At 71.0% G+C, this 26,973-nt stretch carries 30 protein-coding genes; 13 read left to right on the top strand and 17 right to left on the bottom strand.

All coding sequences use genetic code 11. The features are described from left to right. Nucleotides 1-10: 10 nt before the first annotated feature. From AB0B72_RS25735 to AB0B72_RS25700, 8 genes are all read right to left on the bottom strand, one after another. On the bottom strand, nt 11-1,018 hold the full coding sequence (locus tag AB0B72_RS25735) for an ABC transporter ATP-binding protein (protein WP_367741504.1): 1,008 nt from the start codon (nt 1,016-1,018) through the stop codon (nt 11-13). Further along, nucleotides 1,015-2,004 carry an ABC transporter ATP-binding protein gene (locus tag AB0B72_RS25730; protein ID WP_367741503.1) on the bottom strand — a complete coding sequence of 330 codons (990 nt, stop codon included), beginning with the start codon at nt 2,002-2,004 and terminating at the stop codon, nt 1,015-1,017. Before AB0B72_RS25730 ends, AB0B72_RS25735 begins: the two co-directional genes overlap by 4 nt. Then, a complete protein-coding gene (locus AB0B72_RS25725) occupies nt 2,001-2,861 on the bottom strand; it encodes an ABC transporter permease (protein WP_367741502.1) in 861 nt (286 codons plus the stop codon). Before AB0B72_RS25725 ends, AB0B72_RS25730 begins: the two co-directional genes overlap by 4 nt. Nucleotides 2,862-2,871: 10 nt before the next feature. Then, nucleotides 2,872-3,831 carry an ABC transporter permease gene (locus tag AB0B72_RS25720; protein ID WP_367741501.1) on the bottom strand — a complete coding sequence of 320 codons (960 nt, stop codon included), beginning with the start codon at nt 3,829-3,831 and terminating at the stop codon, nt 2,872-2,874. Further along, the gene (locus AB0B72_RS25715; protein ID WP_367741499.1) at nt 3,828-4,619 is read right to left on the bottom strand and encodes a FadR/GntR family transcriptional regulator; all 792 of its coding nucleotides are present in this window, start codon (nt 4,617-4,619) and stop codon (nt 3,828-3,830) included. The genes AB0B72_RS25720 and AB0B72_RS25715 overlap by 4 nt, the downstream gene beginning before the upstream one ends. Then, nucleotides 4,616-5,878: a M20/M25/M40 family metallo-hydrolase gene (locus AB0B72_RS25710; protein ID WP_367741498.1), complete on the bottom strand. Its 1,263-nt coding sequence runs from the start codon at nt 5,876-5,878 to the stop codon at nt 4,616-4,618. Before AB0B72_RS25710 ends, AB0B72_RS25715 begins: the two co-directional genes overlap by 4 nt. A gap of 206 nt (nt 5,879-6,084) precedes the next feature. Beyond that, nucleotides 6,085-6,774 carry a response regulator gene (locus AB0B72_RS25705; protein WP_367741497.1) on the bottom strand — a complete coding sequence of 230 codons (690 nt, stop codon included), beginning with the start codon at nt 6,772-6,774 and terminating at the stop codon, nt 6,085-6,087. Beyond that, the gene (locus AB0B72_RS25700) at nt 6,771-7,880 is read right to left on the bottom strand and encodes a sensor histidine kinase (protein ID WP_367741495.1); all 1,110 of its coding nucleotides are present in this window, start codon (nt 7,878-7,880) and stop codon (nt 6,771-6,773) included. Before AB0B72_RS25700 ends, AB0B72_RS25705 begins: the two co-directional genes overlap by 4 nt. 108 nt (nt 7,881-7,988) lie before the next feature. Between AB0B72_RS25700 and AB0B72_RS25695 the strand changes: the two genes are divergently transcribed. Both AB0B72_RS25695 and AB0B72_RS25690 read left to right on the top strand, forming a co-directional pair. Further along, nucleotides 7,989-8,696 carry an ABC transporter ATP-binding protein gene (locus AB0B72_RS25695; RefSeq protein ID WP_367741494.1) on the top strand — a complete coding sequence of 236 codons (708 nt, stop codon included), beginning with the start codon at nt 7,989-7,991 and terminating at the stop codon, nt 8,694-8,696. Beyond that, complete coding sequence (locus AB0B72_RS25690; RefSeq protein WP_367741493.1) at nt 8,693-9,466, top strand: hypothetical protein; 774 nt, start codon at nt 8,693-8,695, stop codon at nt 9,464-9,466. Before AB0B72_RS25695 ends, AB0B72_RS25690 begins: the two co-directional genes overlap by 4 nt. Nucleotides 9,467-9,679: 213 nt before the next feature. Here the strand turns inward: AB0B72_RS25690 and AB0B72_RS25685 are convergent, their stop codons facing one another. Beyond that, nucleotides 9,680-10,294, bottom strand: a complete 615-nt coding sequence (locus tag AB0B72_RS25685) for a hypothetical protein (protein ID WP_367741492.1) — start codon at nt 10,292-10,294, stop codon at nt 9,680-9,682. Between the two features lie 76 nt (nt 10,295-10,370). Then, nucleotides 10,371-10,838, bottom strand: coding sequence for a MarR family winged helix-turn-helix transcriptional regulator (locus AB0B72_RS25680; protein WP_367741490.1), 468 nt, complete (start codon nt 10,836-10,838; stop codon nt 10,371-10,373). Between the two features lie 190 nt (nt 10,839-11,028). Here AB0B72_RS25680 and AB0B72_RS25675 point away from each other — a divergent pair, with 190 nt between their 5' ends. Further along, a complete protein-coding gene (locus AB0B72_RS25675; RefSeq protein WP_367741489.1) occupies nt 11,029-11,487 on the top strand; it encodes a hypothetical protein in 459 nt (152 codons plus the stop codon). A 185-nt stretch (nt 11,488-11,672) separates the two neighbouring features. Then, the gene (locus tag AB0B72_RS25670) at nt 11,673-12,353 is read left to right on the top strand and encodes a ThuA domain-containing protein (protein WP_367741488.1); all 681 of its coding nucleotides are present in this window, start codon (nt 11,673-11,675) and stop codon (nt 12,351-12,353) included. Between the two features lie 55 nt (nt 12,354-12,408). On the opposite strand, the gene AB0B72_RS25665 is transcribed toward AB0B72_RS25670, so the two are convergent. Together AB0B72_RS25665 and AB0B72_RS25660 are read right to left on the bottom strand one after the other, a co-directional pair. Continuing rightward, complete coding sequence (locus AB0B72_RS25665; RefSeq protein ID WP_367741487.1) at nt 12,409-13,404, bottom strand: sensor histidine kinase; 996 nt, start codon at nt 13,402-13,404, stop codon at nt 12,409-12,411. Continuing rightward, nucleotides 13,401-14,045, bottom strand: coding sequence for a response regulator transcription factor (locus AB0B72_RS25660; RefSeq protein ID WP_367741486.1), 645 nt, complete (start codon nt 14,043-14,045; stop codon nt 13,401-13,403). The genes AB0B72_RS25665 and AB0B72_RS25660 overlap by 4 nt, the downstream gene beginning before the upstream one ends. An 85-nt stretch (nt 14,046-14,130) precedes the next feature. Between AB0B72_RS25660 and AB0B72_RS25655 the strand changes: the two genes are divergently transcribed. The 7 genes from AB0B72_RS25655 to AB0B72_RS25625 all read left to right on the top strand — a co-directional run bounded on the left by AB0B72_RS25655 (nt 14,131) and on the right by AB0B72_RS25625 (nt 19,422). After that, complete coding sequence (locus tag AB0B72_RS25655; protein ID WP_367741485.1) at nt 14,131-14,586, top strand: hypothetical protein; 456 nt, start codon at nt 14,131-14,133, stop codon at nt 14,584-14,586. Further along, nucleotides 14,583-15,596, top strand: coding sequence for a peptidoglycan-binding protein (locus AB0B72_RS25650; RefSeq protein WP_367741484.1), 1,014 nt, complete (start codon nt 14,583-14,585; stop codon nt 15,594-15,596). Before AB0B72_RS25655 ends, AB0B72_RS25650 begins: the two co-directional genes overlap by 4 nt. After that, nucleotides 15,593-16,234 carry an ABC transporter ATP-binding protein gene (locus AB0B72_RS25645; protein ID WP_367741483.1) on the top strand — a complete coding sequence of 214 codons (642 nt, stop codon included), beginning with the start codon at nt 15,593-15,595 and terminating at the stop codon, nt 16,232-16,234. The genes AB0B72_RS25650 and AB0B72_RS25645 overlap by 4 nt, the downstream gene beginning before the upstream one ends. After that, nucleotides 16,231-17,403, top strand: coding sequence for an ABC transporter permease (locus tag AB0B72_RS25640; RefSeq protein ID WP_367741482.1), 1,173 nt, complete (start codon nt 16,231-16,233; stop codon nt 17,401-17,403). The genes AB0B72_RS25645 and AB0B72_RS25640 overlap by 4 nt, the downstream gene beginning before the upstream one ends. Before the next feature lie 80 nt (nt 17,404-17,483). After that, nucleotides 17,484-18,413 (top strand): hypothetical protein, encoded by a 930-nt coding sequence (locus AB0B72_RS25635; protein WP_367741481.1) that lies wholly within the window; start codon nt 17,484-17,486, stop codon nt 18,411-18,413. 250 nt (nt 18,414-18,663) lie between these two features. After that, nucleotides 18,664-18,969 carry a VOC family protein gene (locus AB0B72_RS25630; RefSeq protein ID WP_367741480.1) on the top strand — a complete coding sequence of 102 codons (306 nt, stop codon included), beginning with the start codon at nt 18,664-18,666 and terminating at the stop codon, nt 18,967-18,969. Nucleotides 18,970-19,068: 99 nt separating this feature from the next. Then, nucleotides 19,069-19,422: an ester cyclase gene (locus tag AB0B72_RS25625; RefSeq protein ID WP_367741479.1), complete on the top strand. Its 354-nt coding sequence runs from the start codon at nt 19,069-19,071 to the stop codon at nt 19,420-19,422. Between the two features lie 464 nt (nt 19,423-19,886). Here AB0B72_RS25625 and AB0B72_RS25620 read toward each other — a convergent pair whose 3' ends face one another. The 5 genes from AB0B72_RS25620 to AB0B72_RS25600 all read right to left on the bottom strand — a co-directional run bounded on the left by AB0B72_RS25620 (nt 19,887) and on the right by AB0B72_RS25600 (nt 25,502). After that, nucleotides 19,887-21,287 (bottom strand): MFS transporter, encoded by a 1,401-nt coding sequence (locus AB0B72_RS25620; protein ID WP_367741478.1) that lies wholly within the window; start codon nt 21,285-21,287, stop codon nt 19,887-19,889. Between the two features lie 340 nt (nt 21,288-21,627). Beyond that, complete coding sequence (locus AB0B72_RS25615; RefSeq protein ID WP_367741476.1) at nt 21,628-22,551, bottom strand: RNA polymerase sigma-70 factor; 924 nt, start codon at nt 22,549-22,551, stop codon at nt 21,628-21,630. Nucleotides 22,552-22,701: 150 nt separating this feature from the next. Further along, entirely contained in the window at nt 22,702-23,175 is a 474-nt protein-coding gene (locus AB0B72_RS25610) for a carboxymuconolactone decarboxylase family protein (protein WP_367741475.1), read from the bottom strand. A gap of 171 nt (nt 23,176-23,346) precedes the next feature. Further along, nucleotides 23,347-23,925, bottom strand: a complete 579-nt coding sequence (locus AB0B72_RS25605) for a hypothetical protein (protein ID WP_367741474.1) — start codon at nt 23,923-23,925, stop codon at nt 23,347-23,349. 20 nt (nt 23,926-23,945) lie between these two features. Beyond that, on the bottom strand, nt 23,946-25,502 hold the full coding sequence (locus AB0B72_RS25600; protein ID WP_367741545.1) for a carboxylesterase/lipase family protein: 1,557 nt from the start codon (nt 25,500-25,502) through the stop codon (nt 23,946-23,948). A 699-nt stretch (nt 25,503-26,201) separates the two neighbouring features. On the opposite strand from AB0B72_RS25600, the gene AB0B72_RS25595 reads away from it, so the two are divergent. Together AB0B72_RS25595 and AB0B72_RS25590 are read left to right on the top strand one after the other, a co-directional pair. Continuing rightward, complete coding sequence (locus AB0B72_RS25595) at nt 26,202-26,393, top strand: hypothetical protein (RefSeq protein WP_367741473.1); 192 nt, start codon at nt 26,202-26,204, stop codon at nt 26,391-26,393. 260 nt (nt 26,394-26,653) lie between these two features. Beyond that, nucleotides 26,654-26,962: a hypothetical protein gene (locus tag AB0B72_RS25590; protein ID WP_367741472.1), complete on the top strand. Its 309-nt coding sequence runs from the start codon at nt 26,654-26,656 to the stop codon at nt 26,960-26,962. Nucleotides 26,963-26,973: the final 11 nt, after the last annotated feature.

Genomic DNA, 26,973 nt, shown 5'->3' with positions numbered 1-26,973 from the left:
GACCTCCGGATCAGTTCTGCGCGGGAGAGGGGCCGGCCTGCGGTCTGGCCGCCAGGGCCACGGGGCAGGCGACGTGGTGGGCCGCGAGGTGGGACGCGACGGGCAGCAGGGCGGGACGTTCTCGCGAGCAGGAGTCGGCCCGCATCGGGCAGCGGGGATGGAACCGGCAGCCGGACGGAGGGTCGATCGGGCTGGGGATGTCGCCCGCCAGCGGCGCGTGGACCAGCCGGGCGTCGGGCTCCGGCACCGGGATCGCGTCCAGCAGGGCCCGGGTGTACGGGTGGACGGGGTCGGCGAACAGCTCCGCCCGCCCCCCGGTCTCCACGATGCCCCCGAGGTACATGACGCTGACCTCCTGGCTGACGTGCTCGACGACGCCGAGGTCGTGGCTGACGAACAGCACGGCGACGCCGAGGTCGCGCTGGAGCCTGGCCACCAGGTTGAGGATCTGGGCCTGCACGCTGACGTCCAGCGCGCTCACCGGCTCGTCGGCCACGATGAGGTCGGGGCCGCTGGCGAGCGCCGCGGCGATCCCCACGCGCTGGCGCTGGCCGCCGGACAGCTGCGCGGGGCTGCGGCCGGCGTGGTCCGGTGACAGCCCCACCAGGTCGAGCAGCTCCGACACCCGCCGGTCGCGGTCGAGGGGCGACCCCACGCCGAACGCGTCCAGCGACTCGCGCACGCTGCGGCCCACCGTCCACCGGGGGTCGAGGCTGCCCAGAGGATCCTGGAAGACCGGCTGGATCCGCCTGCGAATCTCGCGCAGCGCCCGTCCGCGAAGCCCGACGATCTCCGTGCCGTCGAAGACGACCGACCCCTCGTCCGGCTGTTGCAGCCCGAGGACGCAGCGGGCCAGCGTGCTCTTCCCGCTGCCCGACTCGCCGACCAGCCCGTGCGTCTGGCCGCGCCGTACGGTGAGGTCGACGCCGGACAGGGCGTGCACGCGCCGGCGGCGCAGCCCCGATCCGGGGGCGGGGAAGGTGACGACGAGCCCGCGCACGTCGAGCAGGGCCGTCATCGCGTCTCCTCGGCGGTGGCCGGAGCAGGGTGCAGCCAGCAGGCGACCCGCCCGCCGCTCGCCGTACGGACCTCGGGTGGGGCCGTGGCGCAGCGGTCGTGCGCCTGAGCGCAACGCTGGGCGAACCGGCAGCCGGCCGGCGGATCGGTGAGGTCGGGCACCCGGCCGGGGATGACGGGCAGGTCGCCGCTCCGGTGGTGGGCGGCCGGCTGGGAGTCGAGCAGCGCGCGGGTGTAGGGGTGCAGCGGACGGGCGAAGACCTCGCGGACCGTCCCCTGCTCGACCACCTGCCCCGCGTACATGACGGCGACCCGGTCGCAGACCTGGGCGACGACGCCGAGGTCATGGGTGATCAGCAGCACTCCCGTGCCGGTCCGCACGGTGAGGTCCCGCAGCAGGTGGAGGATCTGGGCCTGGATGGTCACGTCCAGCGCGGTGGTCGGCTCGTCGGCGATCAGCACCGCCGGGTCGTTGGCCAGCGCGGCGGCGATCACCACACGCTGCTTCATGCCGCCGGAGAAACGGTGCGGCGGGTCGGCGTACCTGGCGCGCGGATCGGGGATCCCGACGAGGCGGAGCAGATCGACGGCGCGTTCGCGCGCCGTCCGGCGGCTCACGTCGCGGTGGTTGCGTATCGCCTCGGCGACCTGGGCTCCAACGGGGTACGTCGGGTCGAGGCTGGCCGACGGGTCCTGGCTGACCAGGGCGATGTCGTCGCCCCGGATCTTCCGGTAGCCCTCCTCGCCGAGGCCCCGCAGGTCGTAGCCCCGCAGCAGCACCTGCCCGCCGACCCGCGATCCCACGGGCAGCAGGCCCATGACGGCGCCGCCGAGCGTCGACTTCCCGCATCCCGACTCGCCGACCAGGCCGACGATCTCGGACGCGCCGACCGCCAGCGTGACCCCGCCGACGGCCTCCACCCACCGGCCGCCTCCCACCGGGATCCGTACGGTCAGGTCGTCGAGCTCCAGCACGGCCCCGCTCACGAGACCACCCCCTGTGGGTCGAGGTGGCGGCGCAGCCCGTCACCGAGCAGATTGAAGGCCAAGACGATGAGCGCGATGGCCAGCCCGGGGAAGATCTCCACCCAGGGCGCCTGGGTGAGCACGTCCCGGCCGTCGGAGAGCATGAGCCCGAGCGACGCGGTCGGCGGCTGCGTGCCCAGGCCGAGGAAGCTCAGCGCCGCCTCGATCTGCACCGCGAATCCGGCCAGGATCGCCGCCTGGACCAGCAGGGGCCCGAGCGCGTTCGGCACGACGTGACGCCGCAGCACCGCGAAGGACGACCAGCCCCGGGCCCTGCCGCCCTCGACGAAACCCGCCTGCGAGACGACCAGGGACGACGCGCGCTGCACCCGCGCCAGGATCGGCAGGTAGATCAGCGCGATCGCCAGCGCCGCCACGAGGCTGCCCGGGCCGACGATGGCGATGAGGCTGATCGCCAGAAGAAGCGCGGGCAGCACGAGCAGCATGTCCAGCGGACGTGAGATGACCTGGTCCACCCAGCCGCCGAAGTAGCCGGCCAGCGTCCCCAGCGGCAGAGCGACGACGGAGGCGACGGCCACGGCCCCGAAGACGATCGACAGGCTGGTCCTGAAGGCGTAGATGGTGCGGCTGAGCACATCCCTGCCCAGAGCGTCCGATCCGAAGGGATGCGCCAGATCGGGCGCGCCGAGGACGCGTGCGGAGTCGATGGCGTTCGGATCGTGCGGGGCCAGCAGCGGCGCCAGGACGGCCACGACCGCCAGGGCCAGCAGGATGAGGGCGCCCGCCCGCGCCGAACGCGGCAGCGCCGCGACGGCCGACCGGCTCCGGCGTACGACCGACCCCGTGGTCGCGCTCATGACTGTCCCCTCATGACTGTCCCTTGTCGGAGACCCGCGGGTCGATGAACCCGACGACGAGGTCGGTCAGCAGGCTGACCAGGATGAACAGCGTGGCCACCACGAACAGCCCCGCCTGGACCACCGGATAGTTGCGCTGGTTGATGGCCGTGACGATCAGGCGGCCCACCCCGGGCAGCGCGAACAGCGTCTCCACGACGATCGCGCCGCCGAGCAGGACGCCGAACTGGATGCCGACGACCGTGGCGATGGGGGCCGCCGCGTTGCGCAGCGCGTGGCCGTACACGATGGAGCGTTCCGGAGTGCCCTTGGCCCTGAGATAGGTGATGAACGGACGGCCCATCACGCCCAGCATTGAACCGCGGGTCGTCCGGATGATGTACGCCGTCTCCGCGACCGCCAGCGTGAGAACCGGAAGGATCATGTACTGGAGGTTGCCGCCGGGGTCGGCGGTGAAGGCCACGTATCCCGAAGGGGGCAGCCACGTCATCGTGCCGGCGAACAGCAGCACGAGCATGATGCCGAGCCAGAAGTCGGGGACGCTGATGCCGAACACGACGAACCCCTCGGTCAGGCGGCGCGCCCACCGCCCTCCGACCGCCGCGCGCACTCCGAGCGGCACCCCGGCGGCCACGGCCAGCAGCATCGCCAGCAGCGTGAGCTCCAGCGTCACCGGGATCCGCTGCGCCAGCAGCTCGCTGAGCGGCGCCTTGCTCACGAAGTCCTGGCCGAAGCTGCCGTGCAGGACGCCGGTGATCCAGTCGCGGTACTGCTGCCACAGAGGGTCGTCGAGGTGCAGCTGACCCCTGACCTGCGCCACGCTCGCCGGGGTGGCCCGGAAGCCCAGCATGGTCCGCACGGGATCGCCCGGCACCAGCCGGATGATGAGGAAGATGAAGACGCTCATGACGAGCAGCACGGGGACCGTCAGTGCGAGCCGCCGGAGCACGAAGCGCAGTCGCGGGTTCATCCGCCGGCCTCCGTCGTGGCCGCCTCGCCGACCCGCGCCACCAGGTCGCGTACGACCCGCTCGGTGAGGCCGAAGTGCTCCAGGGCGATCGCCGAGGCACGCTCGGGGTCCTGCTCGATGACGGCCTCTGCGAGCTGTCCGTGCTGGACGGCGGCGACGCGGCGGATCTCCGGCGTGTACGGCTCCGCGCCCAGATCGAGGCTGATCCTCGTGCGGATCTGCGCGCTCAGGCCGACCAGCACCGGGTTGTGCGTCGACTCGGCCACCGCCCGGTGCACCCGCTCGTCGGCGACGTGGGACTGCTCGCGGTCGGTGGCCTCGCGGTAGTCGACGAGGGCCTGGGAGAGGGACGCCACGTCGCCGTCGTCGCGGCGGCGGGCGGCGGTCGCCGCGATCACGGGCTCCAGAAGCTGCCGCGCGTCGAACAGCGCCTCGAAGCGCGACCAGTTCGGCAGCAGGTGGCGCCGGATGAGGTCGGCCGAGGACGGCCGCCAGCCCTCCAGCACGAACGACCCGCCGTTGCGCCCGCGGCGCTGCTCGATGTAGCCGCTCTCCGTCATCCGGCGCAGGGCCTCCCGTACGGTCTGGCGCGAGACGCCGAGCAGCGTGGCGAGCTCGCGCTCGGGGGGAAGCGCCTGGCCGGGCACGTACACGCCCAGCGCGACCGCGGTGACGAGGCGCTCCACGATCTGCTCCGGCGCGTTGCGCACCACGATGGGCTGGGCCAGCGGGTCGGTGTTGTCGCGCTGCAGCTCGTTCAGCAGCGGCGTCTCGAAGATCTCGCTCATCCCCGGCGCTCCGGCTGGAACCATCGGTGGACGAACCTCGCGAGCACCTTGGCGCCGTCCACGATGCTCCGCAGGTCGACGCTCTCGTCGACCCCGTGCATGTCGTACGCCTGCGGGCCGTAGCAGAGCGCGGGGACGCCGAAGTCGTTCACGTAGAACCGGGCGTCGGTGGTGGCGCCGAGGACGAACGTGCGCGGGTCGGCGCCGTGGACCTCGCGGTGCGCCCGCGCCATCGCCGCCGACAGCGGGTGGCCGCCGGGGAGGGCGTACGCGGCCGCCCGGAACCCGGTGGCCGTGACCTGCGGCGCCGACGGGAAGCGGCCGTCGCGGGCCACGATGTCGTCGACGGCGGCGCGGACCCGCCGCTCGGCCTCGTCGGGAGACCAGCCCCGGGGGAAGCCCACGCGCAGCCGCACCAGCGCGCTGGTCGGCACGCTGGAGGGCCAGTCGCCGGCGGAGATCTGACCGAGGTTCACGTTGTACGGGCTGCCGAGCTCGGCGAACGCCTCGTCGGGCACCTCCTCGGGCAGCCCGTCGCACCAGTCCCGCAGCCCCCGGGCGAGGACCAGACACAGGTCGACCGGGTTGACGGCCAGATGCGCCGACTGGGCGTGCGCGGCTCGGCCGGTCACCCGCACGTCGAGCCAGAGCACGCCGACTCCGCCGGTGAGGATGCCGAGGTCGGTGGGTTCGAGCACGACGGCGGCGTCGGCGAGGACCCCGGCCCTCGCGGCGGAAAGGGTGCCGTTCCCGGTGCACTCCTCCTCGATGGCGCCGAGGAACGTCAGGCGGCCCGTGTCGAATCCGGGCGCCACCTGGTCGAGTGCCCGTACGGCCAGCAGGCCCATGGCGAACCCGCACTTCATGTCGCCCGCGCCCCGGCCGTAGAGCCGCCCGTCGCGGCGCTCCGGCCGGAACGGGGGGCTGGCCCACAGCTCGGGGGTGTCGGCCGGCACGACGTCGAGGTGGCCGTTCATCAGGAGGGAGCGGCCGTCTTCCCCGCCCCGGGTCCCGAGAACGTTGGCACGGCCCGAGTAGGACAGCTGGCCCACCCCGGCGAGGGAGTCGGAGACGATCTCCTCCGGGATCGGCAGCCGCTCGACGTCGAACCCGGAGGCGGCGAGCTCCGCCGCGAACACGTCGCAGGCCGCGGACTCCCGCCCGACGGTGCTCGGTGCCGCCACGAGCCGCTCGAGGAAGACGAACGCGTCCTCCGCCAGGGCGTCGACCGCGTCGTCCAGAGCCTCCCCGCTGAGCATGTGGTCTCCTTGGTATATGGTCCGGTCCATAGACCATAAAAGGGACGACCTTAAGCAGTCAACGGACGTCCAGAATGCGGGATTAGGACAGGCCGTAGGGGCAAGCGGAAGTCAAGGTTGTCCCCGCGTAAGGGCTGGCTCACGTGACGGGGAAGCACGGCGGATGACCGGAACCCGCCGGAAGACGGGGCGCCTACGGCGCGATGTCACCCATCGGAACGGCCGGGCGGCATGGCGGCCAGGCCGTGGTGGAAGGCGTACGTCACGGCCTGCGCGCGATCGCGGACGCCGGCCTTGGCGAAGAGCTTGTTGATGTGGGTCTTCACGGTCGCCGTCGTTATGTAGAGGGCCCGGGCGATCTCGGCGTTCGACCTGCCCTCGGCGATCAGGCGCAGCACCTCGGCCTCCCGCGGCGTGAGCCCGTCCGGCAGCTCGTCCCCGTGCGGCTGGTCGCGGGTCACGGCCTCGGCGAGCCGCCGCTGGACCGCCGGGTCGAACTGCGCGTCGCCCCTCCGTACGCTGGCGATGGCCTGGGCGATGTCGCCGGCCCGCGCGTCCTTGGTGAGATAGCCGCGCGCGCCCGCCCGCAGCGCCGCGAACACCGAGGCGTCGCCCGCGAAGGTCGTCAGCACGACGACCTGGGTGCCGGGGTGCTCGGCCCGGATGCGCCGGGTGGCCTCCACCCCGTCCATCCGGGGCATGCGAAGGTCCATCAGCACCACGTGGGGGCGCTCCCTGGCGACCAGGCGCAACGCCTCCTCGCCGTCGGCCGCCGCCCCGGCCACCTCGATGCCCAGCAGCAGGCCGAGCAGCAGCACCAGGCCCTCGCGTACGACGGTCTGGTCGTCGGCGACGACCACCCGGACGGGCCCCGCCGCCTCGTCCTCCGCGCTCACGCGGGCACCCGCAGGCGCACCGCGAACCCCTCGCCGTCCGGTCCGGCGCTCAGGCTGCCCCCGAGCAGCTCGGCGCGTTCCCGCATCCCGGTCAGGCCGTAGCCGTTCCCGCTGGCCGCCAGCTGTCCGCGCGTCCCGCCCATGTCGCGCACCTCCAGTTCGCACCAGCGCTCCCCGCAGCGCAGCTCCATGACGACCTCGGCGTACGAGGCGTGCTTGTGCACGTTGGTCAGGGCTTCCTGCGCGGTGCGCACCACCGCCAGGCGGGCCTCAGGCGGCAGCCGCCCGGGATCGCCGGAGACGGTCACGGTGCACGGCGCGCCGGATGCCGCGCGGAACTCCCCCGCCAGCCGTTCGAGCTGGTCGGTCAGGCGGATCTCGTCACCCCGGAGGGCCGCCACGGCGCGCCTGCTCTCCTCCAGGCCCGCACGCGCCATGTCGCCCGCGCGGGCGACGCGTTCCAGGGCGGGCCCGTGGTCGCCGCGCTCCAGCAGCAGGCGGGCTCCTTCGAGGTGCACGATCTGGGCGGACAGCGAGTGCGCGAGGATGTCGTGGATCTCGCGGGCCAGCCGTTCCCTCTCCCCCATCACGGCCTCGCGCGCACGCGCCGCCGCCACCACCGCCGCCTGCCTTCTGGTCACGGCGAGCTGGTTGACGACCGCGGCGAAGAACATGGCCCAGCCGAGACCTGCCGCGATCCCGAACGTGGCGTCGCTCGGCCGCGAGGCGGCCCACGACATCAGGACGAAGGCGCCGGAGGCCACGGCCGACAGCGCGACCGCCTGCCACAGCCGTATCCGGAAGGGGGCCAGCCAGACGACGAAAAACAGGATGGCGGTGCCGGCGTAGGCGGTCATCGCCTCCGTCCACAGCGCCACCGCGACGGCGGCCGTGAGCAGGACGGCCCGTCCCCCCGCGCGCTCCCACTTCAGCGTCGCGGCGCAGCACGCCGCCGCCGCGACGTACAGGACGGCGTTGAGCGCCCCGGCCGCCCAGCCCCGCGTGGCAGCGGCGTCGACCGTCCCGCCGACCAGGGCCGACAGCAGATAGGCGATCACCACCATGGCGATCGCATACGTCCACCAGGGCCGCCGCTGCCGGGTCACGCGAGAACCGTACCTCCGCCGCGTCGCCCGATGCCTCCACCCGGAGGTGGACGGCTCTCAACCCCCGGCATCACGACTTCGGGTGACGGCTCGGGCCACAGTCGGTGCATGCCAGCGATCACCGTCACCGACATCGGCAAGGCCTTCGGCTCCGTCCGTGCCGTCGAGAAGCTGTCGTTCACAGCCGAGCCAGGCCGCGTCACCGGTTTCCTCGGGCCGAACGGTGCCGGGAAGACCACGACCCTCCGCATGATCCTCGGGCTCGTACGGCCCAGCGCGGGCACCGCCCTGATCGGCGGCCGCGCGTACGCCAACCTCCCTTCACCGCTCACCACGGTGGGCGCGGTGCTGGAGGCCGCGGCCTTCCATCCGGGACGCACGGCCAGGATCCACCTGCTCGCGCTGTGCACGGCCGCGGGCATCCCCACCGGCCGTGTCGAGCGGGTGCTCGAACTCGTCGATCTGGCGGGAGCCGCCGACCGGCGGGCCGGCGGGTTCTCGCTGGGCATGCGCCAGCGTCTCGCGCTGGCCTCGTCGCTCCTCGGCGATCCTCCGGTGCTCATCCTGGACGAGCCCGCCAACGGCCTCGACCCGGAGGGCATCCACTGGCTGCGGGTGCTCCTGCGCGGCCTCAGCGCCGAGGGGCGCACCGTACTCCTGTCCAGCCACCTCCTTGCCGAGATGGAGCAGACGGCGGACGACCTGATCATCATCAGCGGCGGGCGGCTGGTGGCCGCCGGCACCGTGGACGAACTGATCGGCGGGCGCGGCGGCCTGGAGCAGACCTACCTCGAACTTCTCAGGGGGACCCGATGATCGGCCTGGTCAGAGCCGAGCTGCTGAAGGCCCGCGCCACCCGCTCGGTCTGGGGCCTCGCGGCCACAGGCGTGGCCTTCGCCGTCGCATGGGCGGTCGTCGACGTCCTGGTCCTCATGCCGCTCAGCGGCGGATCGGGGCCCGCCGACGGGAAGATCCGGGACGCCTACAGCATGGCGCAGCAGGGGTACCTGCTCGCGCTCATCCTCGGCATCGTCGTGATGGCGGGCGAGTACCGCCACAAGACCATCACGTGGGCCTTCCTGGCCACCCCCAGGCGCGGCGCGGTGATCACGGCGAAGCTGGTGGCGTGCGGCGTCATCGGCCTCGCGCTCGGTGTCGCGTCGGCTCTCCTGACCGGCATCGTCGTGGCCGTCCTCCTGACCGCGGCCGGGCGCCCGGCCGGCGCGCCCGGCATCCCGTTCGTGCTCGCCGGCTCGGTGCTCAGCACGGCCCTGTGGGGAGTGTTCGGAGCCGCGCTCGGGGCGCTCATCCGCAACCAGGTCGCCGCGATCACCGTCGCCTTCCTGTGGTTCTTCTACGCCGAGTGGTTCCTCGTCATGCTGGCCCCCGCCGTGGGCCGCTGGGTGCCGACGGGCGTGGCCAAGTCGGTCAGCGGATGGAGCCGTGACGGGATGGTCGGCTTCGACGGGCAACCCGTCCCCGGAGCCCTTCTCCCCGTCTGGGCCGGCGGCCTGGTCTTCCTCGGGTACGCCCTCGCCGCGGCGTTCGCCGCCCGTGTCGTCAGCGTCCGGCGCGACGTGACCTGACGCCGCCGGCCGCCGTACGGGCCGGTCATCTGGGACAGGGGCCGGACAGGGCGCCGTGCTGGTCGCGGGGGCGCGGCACGGCGGCCACCGTACGGCGTCCGGCGGACACGGCGCGGGCGCGCGCGGCGAGCACCGTACGGCACCGGCGGACACGGGCGCGCGGCGAGCACCGTATACGGCGTCCGGTCCTCACGGGCGCGTCTGCCCGGGTGATCACTTCTTGACGCACACCCCGGGCAGGCCGCACACCTTCTTCGCCATCTTCTTCCCCTGGCCGGCGAGCAGCTTGGCGCCCGCCGAGACGTCGTCGTTGTAGAGGAACAGCGCGGTGCCCCGGCGCCCCACGAACCATATCTCGGCGGCCTCGCGTTTCCTCGCCTTCGTGAAATAGCCGGCGACCGACATGGCCTCGTCCCCGATGCTCGACGGCTTGAGCACGTAGACGTACGCGGAGCCCCTGTGGCAACGCTTCAGGTCCGCCTGGAGCGTGCGGTACGCGGCATGGGCCGACTTCGCGCTCCGGTAGAGCACGAGTTGCTCGCTGCTGTAGCCGGGCCCGCTTGTCAGATGGGTGATGGTGCGCATGGCGGAGCGGCCGTCGCGGGGTTTCGCCGTCCTACGGCAGGGATTGAGCTCCAGTTGCCGCGACGTGCCGTCGATGATCTTCCACCACTCCTCGTCGGCGAACTCCGGAAGGGGCGGCGTTCTCGCCTCGGCCTCCGTCAGCAGGAAGCCGCGGGGGATCGTGGTGGTCCCGGCGACGGCCACCGCGGCCCCTCCCAGGACCATGCCGGCCACCGAGGTCATCGTGGCGATAAGTCTGATCATGCGACATGAGACGACGACCGACCGGGGGAAGTTCGCCCGCCGGCATGATGAACAGCACGGAAGGCCGCACGTACGCCTACCGGGCCGACGGGCAGTCGGCCGTGGCGAAGCGCTGCAGCGCGCCGGCGAGCTGGACCAGATCGACCCCTTCGAGCTGGTCGAGGATGTGCCGGCGCACGCTGGCCAGATGGGCCGGCCGCGCCTGCTCCAGCCGGGCGAGGCCGGCGTCGGTGAGAAAGGCGTTCAACCCGCGGGCGTCCTCGTCGCAGGCGACCCGGTCGACCAGGCCCTGCGCCTCCAGGCGGGTGACGATGCGGGTCATGCCGCTCAGCGAGACTTCGCAGGCGGCCGCGAGATCGGTCATCCTCATGTGCCGCCCCGGCGCCTCCGACAGACGCGTCAGGACGGTGTATCCGACGAGCGGCAGATCCCCTTCGCGCTGAATGTCGGCGTCGATGGCGCGGGGCAGCACATGCATCACGCGGGCGAAGGCACGGACCACCATTTCCTCGTCAGGAGTGAGTGGCCGAAACGCTGTGCTCATGCGCCAACTCTACTTGCTTGACAAAGCAAACGGCAGTGAGATGACCCTGCGATCTCCTTGATCGGAGCACGACTACAGTGCGCGTATGCAACGTATGACCGGAATGTTAATCGGTGCCCTGTTCGGAGCAGTGTTTGTGATCGCCAACGCCCACGCTCCTCTGAACACGGCGATCACCATCCTTCTCCGCGTGATCGCCGTCGTCGGTCTGTGCGGTGTCATCGTCCTCGGCAGGCGGGGAAGAGGGACGCGGACTCAGCCGGCCGCCGGCCAAGGTGCGGGCGGCATGTTCGGCCGGGGTCACTGGCTGATCGTCGCCGCCGAGGCCGTCCTGCTCTTCGGCGGGATCGCGTTGCTCCGCTCGTGGGACGCGCCCGAGCAGGCGAACGTCGCCTGGATCGCGGTCGTCGTCGGCGTCCACTTCATCGTGCTGGCCCCGATCTGGAAGCAGACCAGCATCCTCGTGCCCGGTGTGATCCTGACCCTGCTCGGGGTCGCCGGGCTCGTCATGGCGAACACCTCCGCCGTCGCGTGGGTGCCGATAGTCAGCGGCGTCCTGTCCGGACTGACGCTTCTGGTGGGTTGCGTCTGCGCCGCCTGGCTGGGGATGTCGCGAGCCACCCCGAAGGGGCTCACTCACCAGGCGTAAGACCCCGTACCGGCGCTTGTGCCCCACGCCGGCCGCCGCCAGGTCGTCGTCTTCAGCCACAAGGGGCTTCACCGGGAAGAGCTTCGGACCGATCATCCTGATTACGGTGGTGGACGACGAGGAGGCGATCACCCTCCCGGAGTAAAAACGCGGGCATGGCAGACCTGACCACGAACATACGAGAGGTGAGCGAGTTGAGCGGAAGTGGGCGCGAGCGCAGGGCACTCATCGTCCGTGGCGGCTGGGAGGGCCACGTCCCGGTCGAGGCGACCGAACTGTTCCTGCCGTCTCTGGCGGAGGCCGGCTTCGCCGTCAAGATCAGCGAGGACCTGGACGTCTACGGGGACCGGGAACTGCTGGCGGCGACCGACCTGATCGTCCAGTGCTGGTCGATGGGGACGCTGACCGATGAGCAGTCGGCCGGCCTGGTCTCCGCAGTGCACGCGGGCACGGGGTTCGCCGGGTGGCACGGCGGCATCGTGAGCACGTTCAACAAGAGCCTCGACTATCTGCGGATGGTCGGAGGGCTGTTCCTGCACCACCCGCCGGGCTTCCAGGACTACCGGGTCACGATCGTCCCCGAGCACGCCGGCCACCCGATCGTCGCGGGGCTGGACGACTTCGACGTCACGACCGAGCAGTACTGGATGCTCACCGACTCCCTGAGCACCGTGCTGGCCCGCACCCGGATCGAGCCCGGGAACGGCGGCCACGGAGGTGATCCCGTGGACATGCCCGTGGTCTGGACCCGCCGCTGGGGCGCCGGGAAGATCTTCTTCTCCGCCATCGGCCACCGGGTCGCCGACCTCACGCCGCCCACGGTCCGTACGCTCACCGAGCGCGGCCTGGTGTGGGCCTCCCGATGAGCGCCGCCGATCACGGCGTGGGTGCTCGCACTTGCGCGGGCGCCCCCTGCACCAGTCAGCCCGGCAGCGTCACGGTGACGGTCAAGCCGCCCTCTTGCCGCGCCAGAGCGATGACCGTGCCGTTGTGGGCGGCGACGATCTGGGCGACGATCGCCAGGCCGAGGCCGTGGCCCGCGACGCCGGTGCGCTCGGCCGATCGGCGGAACGGCTCGAACAGGCCGGGCACCGCTTCCGGATCGATCACGGGACCTGTGTTGCCGACCATGAGCACGGCCCTCCCGTTCAGGCGTCCGGTCTCCACCCAGACCTCGCCGCCGGGAATATTGTGCCGGATCGCGTTCTCGACGAGATTGGCGACCAGACGCTCAAGGGTGACGGGGTCGCCCAACGTGGGGGCCACCTCCAAGCGTGTGTGGACGGCCTGCCCGGCGGCGTCGATCACGTCTTCGGCGATCGTCGCCAGGTCCACCTCCTCGCGCGCCGGCGGCCGTTCCGTGCGAGCCAGCGTCAGCAACCCGTCGATCAGCCCCTCCGCTTGCTGCACCGCTGCGGCCACTTCGTGTCCCATGCCCGTCAGCTCACCGTTCGTGGGGGCGCGTTTGGCCAGCACGACGTCGACGGCCGTGCGCATCACGGTCAGCGGGGTGCGCAGTTCGTGCGCGGCGTTGGCGACGAAGCGGCGCTGCGCCGCGTGCGCGGCCTCGACCGGGCGCAGCGCACGGCTGGCCACCAGCCATCCGGCGGCGGCCGACAGCGCGATCGTGGCCAGCAAGGTCAGCGTTGAATACTGGAGCAGATTGTCCAGTGTGAGCTGCCGCTGGCTCTCCGCTCCAGCGGCCAGGCCCTCCTGGTAGGGCCGGTCACAGGCGAGGCCGGCGGTGTGCCCCATGTCTTGGCATCTGGCCGGAGAGTCGGCAGGGCGGACACCGGTTTCCCCTGACGATGGGGGCAGCCCCGCGACCATGCCGTACGTGATGGTGACCACGACGGCGCCGCAGACGGTGAACAGCGCGACGTACAGCAGGGTCAGCCGGGCCCGGACACTGCTCACAACCGGTAACCCCGGCCAACGACGGTCTCGATCACAGGGGGCGGCCCGAGCTTGCGGCGCAGCCGGGCCATCGTGACCGACACGATGTTGCTGAACGGGTCGGCGTACGCGTCCCAGACATGTTCCAGCAGGTCCTCGGCGCTGACGACGGCGCCTTCCGCGGCCACCAGCATCTCCAGCACGCCGAACTCCTTGCGTGTCAGCGACAGCGCGCGATGGCCGCGGGCGGCCCGGTGACGGGCGCGGTCGACGGTCAGGTCGCCCACGCGCACCACGGGCGGTGCCGACGGCGCGCGCCTGCCCAGCGCCCTGACGCGCGCGACCAGCTCATGGAAGGCGAACGGCTTACCCAGGTAGTCGTCCGCGCCGAGTTCCAGGCCGTCCACGCGGTCGTCGACCGAGGCGGCGGCGGTCAGCATGAGGATGCGCGGCCCGCGCCCGGCGAGTGTGCGGCACACACGGTCGCCGTGCACCACAGGCAGGTCCCGGTCCAGCACAATCACGTCGTACGCCGCGTCGTCCGCGGCTTCGAGCGCCGCCGCGCCGTCGCCGGCCACGTCGACGGCCAGGCCGGCGTCGCGCAGCCCTTCCGCCAGGCGGGCCGCGAGCACCTCATGGTCCTCGACCACCAAGACACGCATGCTCACATTGTGCGTGGAGCGCATGACATCCGTCCGACATCGGCGGTAGCGGCCGTATCACCACTGTGCCGCTAGTTCTTGGCCCATGAGACGGATCGCGTTACTTCTTCTGCTGGTGACCGCCGGGTGCGGTGCGCCCTCGACGGGTACGCCGTCGCCGCCTCCGAGCGCGGGGTCGCTGTCCGCGTACGCCGCGTGCATGCGCCGCCAAGGTCATCCGCTACCGGAACCGATCGACGTTGACCACCTGCCGGCCGACGCGCAGGCCGCGGCCGTGAAGTGCCGTCCGCTGCTGCCCGGCGGCGAAGCCGAGCGCCAGGTGCACCCCCCGGCCGAGGACATGGCCAAGCTGCGTGCCTTCGCCCAGTGCATGCGCGCCCACCAGATCCAGATGTCCGATCCGCTGCCCGACGGCAACATGCGCATCCTCGGCCGTATGCAGCAGATGAACCGCCGGCAGCTCAACGCCGACCCCGCCTACAAGGCCGCGCTCGCCGCCTGCCGTGATCGGCTGCCCGAGGAAGAGGGGAAGAAGGGGTGAAACGCGCTTTCGTGCTGAGCGCCGGAGCGCTGGCGTGCGCGGGCGCGATAGCGGCGACGGCTGCCGGGTTCGGGGGCGAAACCACTGCCCCGCCGGTCGTGCGGCAGGCCGTCGAGCCGGTCGTCCGCCAGACGCTGACCAGGACAGAGCCGGTCAACGGAGTCCTGGGTTATGGCACACCGATCCCGGTGCCGGGCGCCGGCCAGGGCACGATCACCTGGCTGCCCGCTCCCGGGACCATGCTGCGCCGGGGCCGCGCCGTCTTCCGGGCCGACGACCGGCCGGTCCCGCTGTTCTACGGTTCGCTGCCGCTCTACCGGACGCTCCGCGCGGGCTTGTCCGGCCGCGACGTACGCCTGGTCGAGCGCAACCTGTGGGCGCTCGGGTATCGCGGCTTCACCGTGGACGACCACTTCAGCCTGTCCACCTCGACTGCGGTACGCGTTTGGCAGCGGAAGCTGCACCTGCCGCGCACCGGTGCCGTGGAGCCTTCGAACGTCGTGGTCGCCCATGGAGCCGTCCGGGTGGCGGCGGTGAGTGCGCATCTCGGCGATCCGGCGTCCGGGCCGGTGTTGTCGTACTCGGGGACCACGCGGGTCGTGACGGTCGCCCTCGACGTGGCGCTGCAGGAACTCGCCGTACGCGGTTCGGCGGCCGAGATCACGCTGCCCGGTGGCCGGACCGTACGGGGCCGGGTGACCAAGGTCGGACGGGTGGCGAGCGCGGCCCAGCAGGAGGGGGGGCCCGCGACGATCACGGTCACCATCACGATCCGCGGCCAGAAGGCCCTCGGGCGGCTCGACCAGGCTCCGGTCGTCGTCGGACTGCGCGGCGCGAAGGCCGAGAACGTGCTCACGGTTCCGGTGACCGCGCTGCTCGCCCGGCCCGGCGGCGGCTACGCGGTCCGGGTGGCGGGGCGTCAGGTGCCGGTCGAGCTGGGCCTGTTCGCCGACGGCCGGGTCGAGGTGCGCGGCGTGTCCGAAGGCACTCTGGTCGGGGTGCCCTCATGATCGTCTTCGAGGATGTGCGCAAGGAGTACCCCGGCGTGGTCGCGCTCGACAGGGTCAGCCTCCGCATCGAGCCGGGCGAACAGGTCGCCGTGGTCGGCCCCTCCGGCTCGGGCAAGTCCACGCTGCTGCACCTCATGGGCGCGCTCGACGTCCCCACCTCCGGCGCGGTCAGCCTGGCCGGCCACCCGCTGCGCGGCCTGCCGGACGCGACGCTGTCGGCGCTGCGAGGCCACGTGATCGGCTTCGTGTTCCAGCGCTTTCACCTGACCGCCGGCGTACGGGCGGTGGACCTCGTGGCCGACGGACTGCTCTACCGTGGCGTACCCGCCGGGACCAGGAGGGAACGAGCCGCCGAGGCACTGCGCCGGGTCGGTCTCGGCGACCGGCTCGCCCACAGGCCGCACGAGATGTCCGGCGGCGAACGCCAGCGAGTCGCGGTCGCACGCGCGGTCGTCGGCGACCCCGAGGTGCTGCTGGCCGACGAACCCACCGGCAACCTCGACTCGGCCTCCGGTGCGAACGTGCTGCGCCTGCTGCGCGGCCTGTGCCCCACCGTCGTGGTCATCACGCACGACCGCGACGTCGCCGCCGCCTTGGAACGCCGGATCGAGTTGCGTGACGGGCGGGTGGTCGCATGAGGTCACGTCTGCTGCCCCGCGATGTGCTGCGTACGGGCGCCGCCGGGGTGCGCGCCCGCCCGGGACGGATGACGCTCGCCGCGATCGGCATCGCGATCGGCATCGCGGCCATGGTCTGCGTCGTCGGGGTGACCGCCTCCAGCACCGAGAACCTGAACCGGCGGCTCGCCGTCCTGGGCACCAACCTGCTGACCGTCGCCCCCGGTCCGTCGATGGACGGCAGTCCCACCCATCTTCCGGTGGAGGCGCCCTCGATGATCGCGGGAATTCCCTCGGTGACCGCGGCGACCGCGACCGGCACGGTGACGGCATCGGTGTACCGCAGCGACCTGATCCCGCCGATCCAGACCGGCAGCCTCGCCGTCTTGGCCACCCACCCCGATCTGCCGGAGACGTTGCGCGCCACCCTCGCCCGAGGTGCGTTCCTCAATGCGGCCACGGCGCGCTTCCCGGTCACCGTGCTCGGCTCCTCGGCCGCCGTACGGCTGAACGTGGCGGCCCCCGGCGAACGGGTGTGGCTGGGCGGCCACTGGTTCACGGTCGCCGGCATCCTCACTCCCACCGCGCTGGCCCCCGAGCTCGACTCGGCCGCCCTCATCGGCTGGGACGTCGCCGAACGCCTGCTCCGCTTCGATGGTCGCCCGACGACCGTGTACACGCGCACCTACGACGACGCGGTCGAATCGGTGCGCGCGGTCCTGGCCGGCACGGCCGACCCCGAGACACCCGACGAGGTCCAGGTCTCGCGGCCTTCGGACGCGCTGATCGCCAAGCGCGCCGCCGGCGACACGCTGACGGGGCTGCTGCTCAGTCTCGGAGCGGTGGCGCTGCTCGTCGGCGGGGTCGGAGTGGCCAACACGATGATCGTGTCGGTCCTCGAAAGGCGATCGGAGATCGGGCTGCGCCGTTCACTGGGGGCGACCCGGCGGCACATCCGGCTACAGTTCCTGGCCGAGTCGCTCGCCCTCTCGGGCGTCGGCGGGCTGAGCGGTGTCCTTTTCGGGGCGGCGTTGAGCTCGGCATACGCACTCAATGAGGGCTGGCCGGTGGTGATCCCGCTCTGGGCGGCCGGCACCGGGCTGACCGCCGCCATGCTCATCGGGGCCGTCGCGGGCGGGTACCCCGCCTGGCGGGCCGCCAGGGTCTCACCGACCGAGGCACTTCACTGAGCCCATGCGCCGGGGTGCCAAGACGGGGCGGCCGTCCGCCATAATGATCGTTCCCCTCGGGCTCACAAGAAACGATCAGGATGAAACCACTGGTGGCCGCCGCGGCGGCGTTGCTGCTCGCCGGAGCTCCCTCGGCCGCCGAGGCGCGGACCGCCGCGCCGGACCCGCTCAAGACGGTTCTCGCTCTGCTCGCGAAGGGCGGCAGCGCGAAGATCGAGACACTCGCCGGGGTGTCGACCGATCAGTACGAGAAGGACGAGGCCGCCCATACGTACTGGACCGGCGGCTACGAGCTGAGCGGCACCGGACGGCTCCAGGTGGGCCCGAAGGGCGTGGTGGCGGCGGAGATGACGCGGAAGCTGGCCTTCGGCACGAAGGCACGGCAGTTGATGGCCCGCGACGCGCGGACCGACCGCTACTGCGCCTGGGTGCTCGCCTCCGAGGGCATCACGCGGACGGTCAGTGTGAAGGGCCGGCAGTACCAGTCGCCGCCGAAGGCCGGCAAGTGGGTCGACCTCGGCAGGAGCAGCGGCGCGGCGGCGGCCTACGGCGACCAGGTGATCAACGTGTTCGAGCCAGCCACGCTGCGCAAACTGCTGTCGGGCGTCGACAAGCGCAGTGCGTCGGACTGGTACAAGGATCGGACGACGGGCCGCAGGCAGCGCATCTACACCCTGAGCGGGAACATCACCTTCGCCGAGTTGTACAAGGTGTCGCCGAGCTTCCGGGAGGCGGCGGGGGCGAACACGAACGGCGCGGTGGAGGTGACATGGACGTATATGTACGACGACCGCGGCCTACCGTACAGGGTCGGCTGGCGGTTCTACGCACTTCCCCAGAAGAACCAGGGCATCGGGCAGGGCCGCATCACCAGGCTGTACCTGGCCACGCAGTACAGGGGATGGGGCACGAACACGTCCATCAGGGCCCCGAAGGCGGCACCGGGCGAAGGCCTGGCCGCCGACGAGATCCTCGACATCCTGCGCGCCCCGCAGCGGCGTCCGTCTTAGCGGGGCGGTTGCCGGTCCACCTTGGCTTACCTGCGTGGATTTCGCCAGGTAGCCCCGCCACAGATCCGCCGCGCGTCCGGGCGGGAGCGCGATCACGCCTGGCACGACCCGTTCGAGGCCGCCTCCCGCCTTGCTTTCGGCTGACCATGTTCGATCGGGGCGATGCATCGTGCGCAGTCGAGGCCGTGACACCCGTGACGGGAGGATTGAGCCTCCAGGGGCGCGCTCTCAAGCAACCATCGGAGCCGGAATGATCCTCATCGTCATCTACACCGAGCGGCTGGACGAGGTTCGCGACTTCTACGCCGAGCTCGGCCTGACCTTCACCAAGGAGCAACATGGAGGCGGCCCCGTCCACTACGCCACCACGATCGACACCACCGTGATCGAGCTGTACCCCGCGGGGGACCGGCCGCCGACCGGCCGCCTACGTCTTGGCCTGACCATCCCGGCCGGCGCCTCCCGGAAGCCTCTCCCCGTAGGTGAGCACGTGCTGAGCGACCCCGACGGCCGCGCCGTGGCCATCACCGTCACTGAAGATCATCCCATGACCTAGATGGCCCGCCCTTCGCGCCGTACCACCTGAGCCGGCGTTCGTCCGCCGTCGCAGCGAGGCATGTGAAGATCTCGCGACCCACGGCTGCGGTACCGCAGAATGCGCTACATGAACACGACGTCATCCCAGCAGATCGTGACCCGCTATTTCGACATGTGGAACACCGGAGACACGTCCGCGGCGGCCGACATCCTCGGCCCCGACTGGCTTGACCATGCGCATCCCGAGGTGGAAGGCCCAGAGGGGGTGCGGCAATCGGTCGATCGAGTACGGGGGGCCCGGCCTGACCTCCGTTTCCGGATCGATGCCCTGCTCGGTGACGGCGACCTCGTCGCCGCTGTCGGCGCCGTCGAGCCAGGGGCCGGCGCTCCGGCAACCCGGCTGATCTGGCTGACCCGCGTGCGGGACGGCCGGATGGCCGAGATGTGGACCTATCACGGCGACACCCGATGACCTGGATGCGCCCTCTCGCGGAGGTCACTCGCACCGCCCGGGAGGCGGAGACGGCGGGACCGGGCGAGTAGCGCCGTCCCCGAACCGGCCATCGGAGGCCCCGTAGAGATCAAAAGCCCCTCTCAGCCAAGACGGCGAGGGGGGCTTCCGTGTCGGCTCCAGATGCGGTGGGTCTCAAGTGCCACTTGTGGCCCGTGGCTTCCGCTCCGCGGCATCCCGGGCCGGAACGTCCCGGCCGGATGCGGGCTGACGGTTCCGCTACGTCTGGGACCGGACGTTCGGTGTTCGCCGTTCGACTTCCGTCTTCGCAAGTCGGTCGTGAAGCGTTCGGCCATCGGAGTCGAGGAGTGCCCACAGACCGTCCAGGAGGAAAAACAAAACGGTCCTTCCACGGGCTCGGCATGCACCTTAGCGATCTTTCGACGGTGTGCGCCGTGGTTTCCGTCCGAGGTCGGCTGTGGCAGTCAGGGGGTTGTCGCAGGCGCACGGCGGGTGGTGTCCGCCCTCCTGTGGTTGCGCAGTTCCGCGAACGTGACGATTGCCGCCACGATCACCAGTACGGCGAGCACGTAGAGGGCCAGCCGGTACCCGGCCGCCAGAGCCTGCCCGTGCGCGACGCCCTCCCCCTCCAGCACGCTGGTCCGGCTGGACGCCAGCGACAGCAGCACGGCGACACCGAGAGCGATGCCGAACTGGAAGGAGGTCTGCCGCACGCCTGCCGCCAAGCCCTGCTCGCGAGGCGTGACCCCCGCCGTGGCCGCGAGGGTGGAGGCGACCGTGGTGGCGAGGATCGACATGCCCATGGGGAAGAGCACGAGCCCGAACAGCACCAGGTTCTGCGCCACCGCGACCTGCGACGCGACCAGGGCGACGAGCAGCCCGGCGGACACGGTGGCACCGGTGAGCGAGACCACCAGGCCGATACGCGGGATCAGCCGTCCGAGGACCACGCCGAACAGGACGTTCACCAGACCGATGGGCGCCACGATCAGCCCCGCCTGCACGGGCGTACAGCCCATGACCTCCTGCAGGTACAGGGTGACCAGGAGATACGCCGAACCGGACAGCAGTCCCGAGGCCAGCGTCACGACGTTGGCGGCCCGCAGCATGCCGGACCGGAACAGGCCGAGACGGACCAGCGGATCGGGGTGGCGGCGTTCCACGACCACGAAGAGCGCGAGCGCGCAGAGCCCGGCGACCAGAGGGACGACGCACTGAGGCGAGGTCCATCCCCGAGCGCTTCCCTGAGTAGGCGCGACGACGACCAGCGCGACCCCCATGGTGATCAACACCGCGCCCAGCACGTCGAGCCCGCCAGGCCGCGCGGCCACTGGAGCGGACGGGATGAGACGGGGGATCAGGACCGCGACCAGGACGCCGACCGGCACCGTGACGTAGAAGACGCTCTGCCAGCCGAGCGAGTCCACCAGCAGACCGCTGCACACCAGGCCGCCGACGAATCCGAGCACGGTGGCGATGCCGAACCTGCTCATCGCCCTGGCTCTCGCCGGCCCCTCAGGAAACACGTCGGCCAGCAGGGCCAACGCGGTGGGAGCGATGACCGCCGCCGAGAGGCCCTGCAGCACACGGCAGGCCACGAGCATGGCGGCGTCCACGGACAGGCTGCACAGCAACGAGGACAGCGCGAACCCGGCCATGCCCAGCATGAAGACGCGGCGCCGTCCGAAAAGGTCCCCCACCCTGCCGCCGAGGATGAGCGCACCCCCGAACGCGACGTTGTAGGCGGTGACGACGGCTTGCACCCCTGACGCGGAGAAGCCCAGCTCATGCTGGATGTCCGGCAATGCGACCGTGACGATCGACGCATCCAACATGATCACGAACTGGGCCGACAGGACGACCATCCATCCCCGTCCACCTCGTCCACCTCGTCCGCCAACGGGCAACCGCGGCCGCATCGAACTCCCCCATTCGCCACTCGGGGAGGACAGACCTTCCGATCGGAGGTCCGGAGTCGCCGGCCCGCCCGCCATAGGGCAGCCATGCTTCCGCTCTCTACGCTCCGAGCACTGGCGGGAATCGGCCTTCGCGACACACGTCATGGGCCGACATGTCCGGGTCGCGTTCAGCCGCGTTCGCACCGCGGGTCGCCCCCGAGCAGCGGGTCGGCGTCAATCGCCGGCTCTCCATGCGGGTCACCCGGTGGGCCGGAGCCGAGGAACGAAGTCTCGGACCGGGGTGCGGTTACTCCGTGGACCGGCGTGCCTGCCTTACTTCGCGGTCGATTGCCCAGGCGTCCGCTACTGGGCCCACGTGCCCGAGCTTGTCGGGGTTGATCACCGAGCGGATCGTCTGGATCTGCCCGTCGAGCACATCGAGCGCCAGGGTGTTGAGCACCTTGCCGTCCCGGTCGCGGAAGATCGCGCCCGGCTGGCCGTTGACATCGTGCGGCTCGAACGTCACGTCGATCCGGGCCATCTGGAGGAAGACCGAGGCAAGCAGCCGGGCCACATTGCCGGCGCCGACGACGGCCTTGGCCAGCTGCGGAGCCTTGCCGCCACCGTCGCCGACCATCGACACGTCGGCGGCGAGCAGCTCCTGCAGAGCGGCCACGTCGCCTTCGCGGAGGGCGCCGAAGAACCGCGACGCCAGTTCCTCCCGCTCTTTGCGGACCGCTTCGAAGCGCGGCCGCCCGGACTCCATATGCCGCCGTGCCCGAACCAGCAGCTGCCGGCACGCCGCCTCGGACCGCCCCACCGCCGCGGCCACCTCGTCGAACCCGAAGCCGAACACCTCCCGCAGTACGAACACCGCCCGCTCCAGCGGGCTGAGCCGCTCCAGCAGCAGCAGCGCCGCCATCGACACGGAGTCGGCCAGCTCCACCGACCGCGCCGGATCCTGATACGGATCGCTCAGCAGCGGCTCGGGAAACCACGGGCCCACGTACTCCTCCCGCCGCACCCGTGCGGAACGCAGCACATCGATGGAGATCCGCGTCACCGCGGCGGACAGAAGAGCCTTGGTCGACGTGGGCCGGGTCGCCGAGCCGTCAAAGCGCAGCCATGTCTCCTGCACCGCGTCCTCGGCCTCACTCACACTGCCCAGAATCCGATAGGCGATCGAGAACAGCAGCGGCCGCAGCTCCTCGAACTCTTCGACCTTGCTCACGCGCGGTCCCCTCCCTTTGAAGCCCCGGCCGTACTCACTGGCGCGGGCAGCTTCTGTTGAAGATTCCGGCCACAAGCAGGCCGGAGCAACGCCCCCGAGCCCGGGGGCCCGGAGCCCGCAGCCGGACTCCGAGCCGGTGGCTGATGCCGTTCAGTGGAACTGCCCGGGCTCGTAGTCGCCGGCCGGCTGCCGGGTGATGATGTTCAGCCGGTTAACCGTGTTCATGAGGGAGATCAGGATGACCAGGGCGGTAAGTTGCTCCTTGTCGTAGTGCTTGGCGGCGTACGCCCACACCTCGTCGCTGACCCCGTCGGCGGCATCCGCGACCCGGGTGCCCTTTTCCGCCAGCTCCAGCGCGGCACGCTCGGCCTCGGTGAAGACCGTGGCTTCCCGCCACGCCGCGACCAGGTTCAGTCGGACCGAGGTCTCGCCGGCAGCGGCGGCCTCTTTGGTGTGCATGTCGATGCAGACGGCGCAGCCGTTGATCTGACTTACGCGAAGCGCCACCAGCTCCTGTGTGGCGGTCGGCAGCGGCGAGTCCTTGAGCGCCTTGCCCGCTGACATGAAGTGCTTGAGAATCCTGCCGGCGGTCGGGTCGGCGAAGTAGTCCAGTCGCGCGTCCATGGCGTGCTCCTCTGTGGTCGTCGGTGGCTACACCTCCTGAGACGAGGCAGCCCGGCCTCCTGTGACACGGGTGCATGTGACCTGCGTCTCCCGGCTGCCGGCGCACGTCAGTCGACGAATTCGACTCACCCGTCTATCGACACCTCGACAAGCAGCCTGGGGTGCGATCTCTCACCGCTCCTGCCCGCCGCGACGCCGGGACGACGGCATCGTCCGGCCGAAGGGCTTGTAGTAGCTGAGCAGGATGGTCACGAGCAGCACCCCGGATGCTCCCCCGGAGTCCTTGACCAGCCCGTACGTATCCGCGGGAACTCCCCCGGCCAGTGCCACGCCGGCGGCTGCGGAGAGCGTGGGCACGAGAACGAACACGGCCAGCAGCGTGCCGCCTGCGGTGAAGACCAGCGAGATGAGCACCCACCAGTAGCGCAGCAGTCCCCACGGGGTGAGCAAGCCCAAGGCGATGCCGGTGAAGAGGGCAAGCAGCGCCAGGGGCAGCACGAGGAACTCGCCGAGCATGTATCCGGCCGGATAGACGGTCAGCGGGTTCGACCCCTGCCACCCAGCGACGGCCAGAGCGAGCACAGCGGCGTCGGCACCCAGCAGCCCCAGCGAGGCGACCACATGCACGATCCGCAGGGCCTTGCGCCAAGGCGGTGACAGCCGCGCCCTGGGCCGGCCACGGGGCTCACGCCTGCCTGCCGGCCGACCTCCCGCACGCTCCGGAAACCGTTGGTCGGCGGTGCTGTTCACTGGAGGTCCTTCCTGGTCGGTCACGGCACGGGCTGCAGGCGGCGCCAGAAGGCGCAGTTGTGACTGCTCACGAAGCTCACCGGATGCACATTCTGTGGACCGGACGCGAGCGAGAGGACCGTACCGCCGGGGTGATAGGCCGCCCAGCGGGGCAGCCCAGGCAGGTTGGGATCGCCGGTCGCGGCGAAACGCGTCCAGTAAGCGATCATGTCGCGCGACAGCCTCTCCTGCGCGGGAGAGAGCGCCGGCGACGAGCCAGGGCCCTCCATGAGGTACGGCAACTCGGCCGCGTGCCCGGCACCGAGCGGCAAGCCGACGATCCCCTGCCCCGAGCTCTCGGCGAACTCGAAGGCATAGACGGGGGCACGCCGGGCCGCCGCGTCGTCCGCCGGAAGCTGCGAGCAGGCGCCCAGTTTCGCGCCCCAGTCAGTCAGTACGGTGGCCAGTGCGAGGCTCGGTGTGGGGAAGCCGGCGACCGGATAACGATCGAGCACGGCTTCGGTGTCGTCCCCGAAGAGGTGGGCGAGAATCTCCGGATACTGCTGTGCCGTCACGGGTCGGCCCTGCGCGTCGAACTGCACCGCCACGAAGGGCCGCATCTCGTCATGGGTAGCGCCCTGGAGGAGAGGGACCGGCGCGGCCAGGCCGCGGCGCAACGCCTCCAGCGGCTGTGCCGGCAGCGCGGGCGTGCCCGCCGTGAAGATCCAGGGCATGTCCCCGATGCGGGCGGTCGCGGTGAAGACCTGATCGGAGCCGATGGGAAGCAGTTCGGCCACGGGCTTGGCCCGCAGGCACGCCGCCGTCCGGGTGGCGCACCCGAGGTCGGCGGCGATCTTCGTGGCCCGCGCCCGCGCCACCGCCCGGGTGACGAAGGCGTTGCCGCAGGGACCGCTCTCCACGATCGCCTTCTGGAACAGGCCGCGCGATCCAGGCGCTGCCAGGTGGGCGCACACGCTGAAACCGCCGGCCGATTGACCGAAGATCGTCACGTTGGCGGGGTCGCCGCCGAAGGCCGCGATGTTGCGCCGCACCCAGCGCAGTGCCGCCTGCTGGTCGGCGAGCGCGTAGTTGCCCTCGTACGGGTCGCCCATGGCCGGATGGTCCAGGTAGCCCAGGGCTCCCAGCCGGTAGTTGAGTGTCACCGTGACGACCCTCCCCTGGGTGGCCATCCGGCTCAGGTCGTACTCGCTGCCCGCGCCCGCCACGAACCCGCCGCCGTGGATCCAGACCATGACGGGAAGCCGCTCGGCCGGCTGGGAGGCAGGCGTAGTGACGTTGAGGAACAGGCAGTCCTCATCGCCGAGCGGCTGCGGTGGCCGATCAGGGCCGCCTCCGTCGAGCTGGGGGCAGGGGCTGCCGGGTTCGGTGGCGTCACGCACGCCTGCCCATGTCGGCGCGGGGCCTGGTGCCCTCCATCGCCGATCACCGGTAGGCGGCGCCGCGTACGGGATCCCAGAGAAGGTCCGGTGGTCGGAGCCGGCAAGACCGTGCACGGCGCCCTGGGCTGTTCGTACGAGGGCCAGATCCTGATCCCCGGCCACCCGTGCGTGGGCCACGCCTCCGCCCAGCGGAACCATCACGGCGGCGAGGACAAGCCACAGCGGTCTTATACGCATGCGGCCAGACTTTCGGCTTCCGGGTCATTCCGCGTCGCCTCTTAGGCGGTCCCGCGACTACGTCTCCTGTCGTACGCGCTTCGTGTGCCGATCCGCTCTCGCTCGGCAAAGAAGATCAAAAGGCCCTCGTCCCGACGGCGGGAGAGGGCCTTTGACGTGCGGAGGCTCGGGGCTTTGAACCCCGGATGGGCTGTCGACCCAAACCGCAGTAGCAGTCGGATCGTGGCCAGGTCGGAGCCGTACTCTTGGGCCAGCCGACGACGCAGCCGCAAGTCGACGTCGTTCATGACCGACTGCCTCAGCAGGACGTCACAGTTGCGGTGGCCACGATACGACGCATGGCCAAACGTGCGGGTGGCAGTTGCTCTGGTGGGAGATCAACTACGCCGCGGAGGGCGACTTTGACGCCTCCGGCGTGATGCAAGCCAGGATGCGTACCCCGTAACGACAGTTCCGATGCCAACCAAGAAGCCGCCCGCAGCGGTGATTATGGCAGCGCCACCGTTACCGCCTTCGTCTCCTTTGCTATCGACGGCGATTGCGATAGACGAGGGAAAAACCACTTGCACAGGAGGGCCGAGCGTCTCGGTAACAGTGACGACGGCCCCCGGACGAGCCGAAGGCGAGGTGCTAGTCGATGGGCTGGGGGTGACAGATATAGTGGACGAAGCGGTCGGCGACGACGGCAACATGGTGGAGTTTTGGTTAATCCAGGCAACCATGACCGTGATTAGCGCGGTGATTATCGTCGCCGCACCAGAAATCGCGGCAGCAATAACAGTGGTCCGTTGCCCTGCATTCCGCTTTCCTGGAACGTTGTCCTCGTTGTCCTTATCCATATGGGCAAAATAGTCGTTGACTCCTCTCATGTCTGGGGAATCGCATCATCATCCACGACTATTCGAGCCACGATCGCCCCACGCCGCGGCAAGCATCTAAGAGCTCAAGCGACGGCGCGAGAGACTGGTCTGGTCTGCCCCCAGGCTCAAGGTGGGACGCCATCCCATTCCTCGCACGGGCGTTCGATACTGGGCGGGTGATCCTCGCATCTGAGATGTGCTCCCGCCGACATCGTGACCGCCCGCCGATGCTGGCCGACGTCACCGCCCGCCATGAACACGCCGATCAGCGTGCACCCGCCCCGCGCGGTCGAGGTGCTCATGGACGACGGCACGTGGGCGCATGCCACCGTGCAGGCGTGGGCGCGTACCGGCCAGGAGTGGCAGGTCCTGCTCCACTGGCGGTCGGTCGACCGGCTGCGGGGCTACCACAAGCAGTTGTCTGCCCGCGGCTGGAAGAAGAATGAACCAGTGCGGGTCGGCCACGAGGAGCCGATTTTGGTCCGCAAGCTCCTTTCGCTGCGGTACGGGTCCCACATCTCAGACAGAAGATCGCCGACGCCGTTGGCATTCATGCCATGACGCTTCGGTCG

Origin of the sequence: Microbispora sp. NPDC049125 (assembly GCF_040802045.1) — a bacterium.
Taxonomy (GTDB): Bacteria; Actinomycetota; Actinomycetes; order Streptosporangiales; family Streptosporangiaceae; genus Microbispora.
This window is presented reverse-complemented; position numbering and strand designations above follow the sequence as displayed.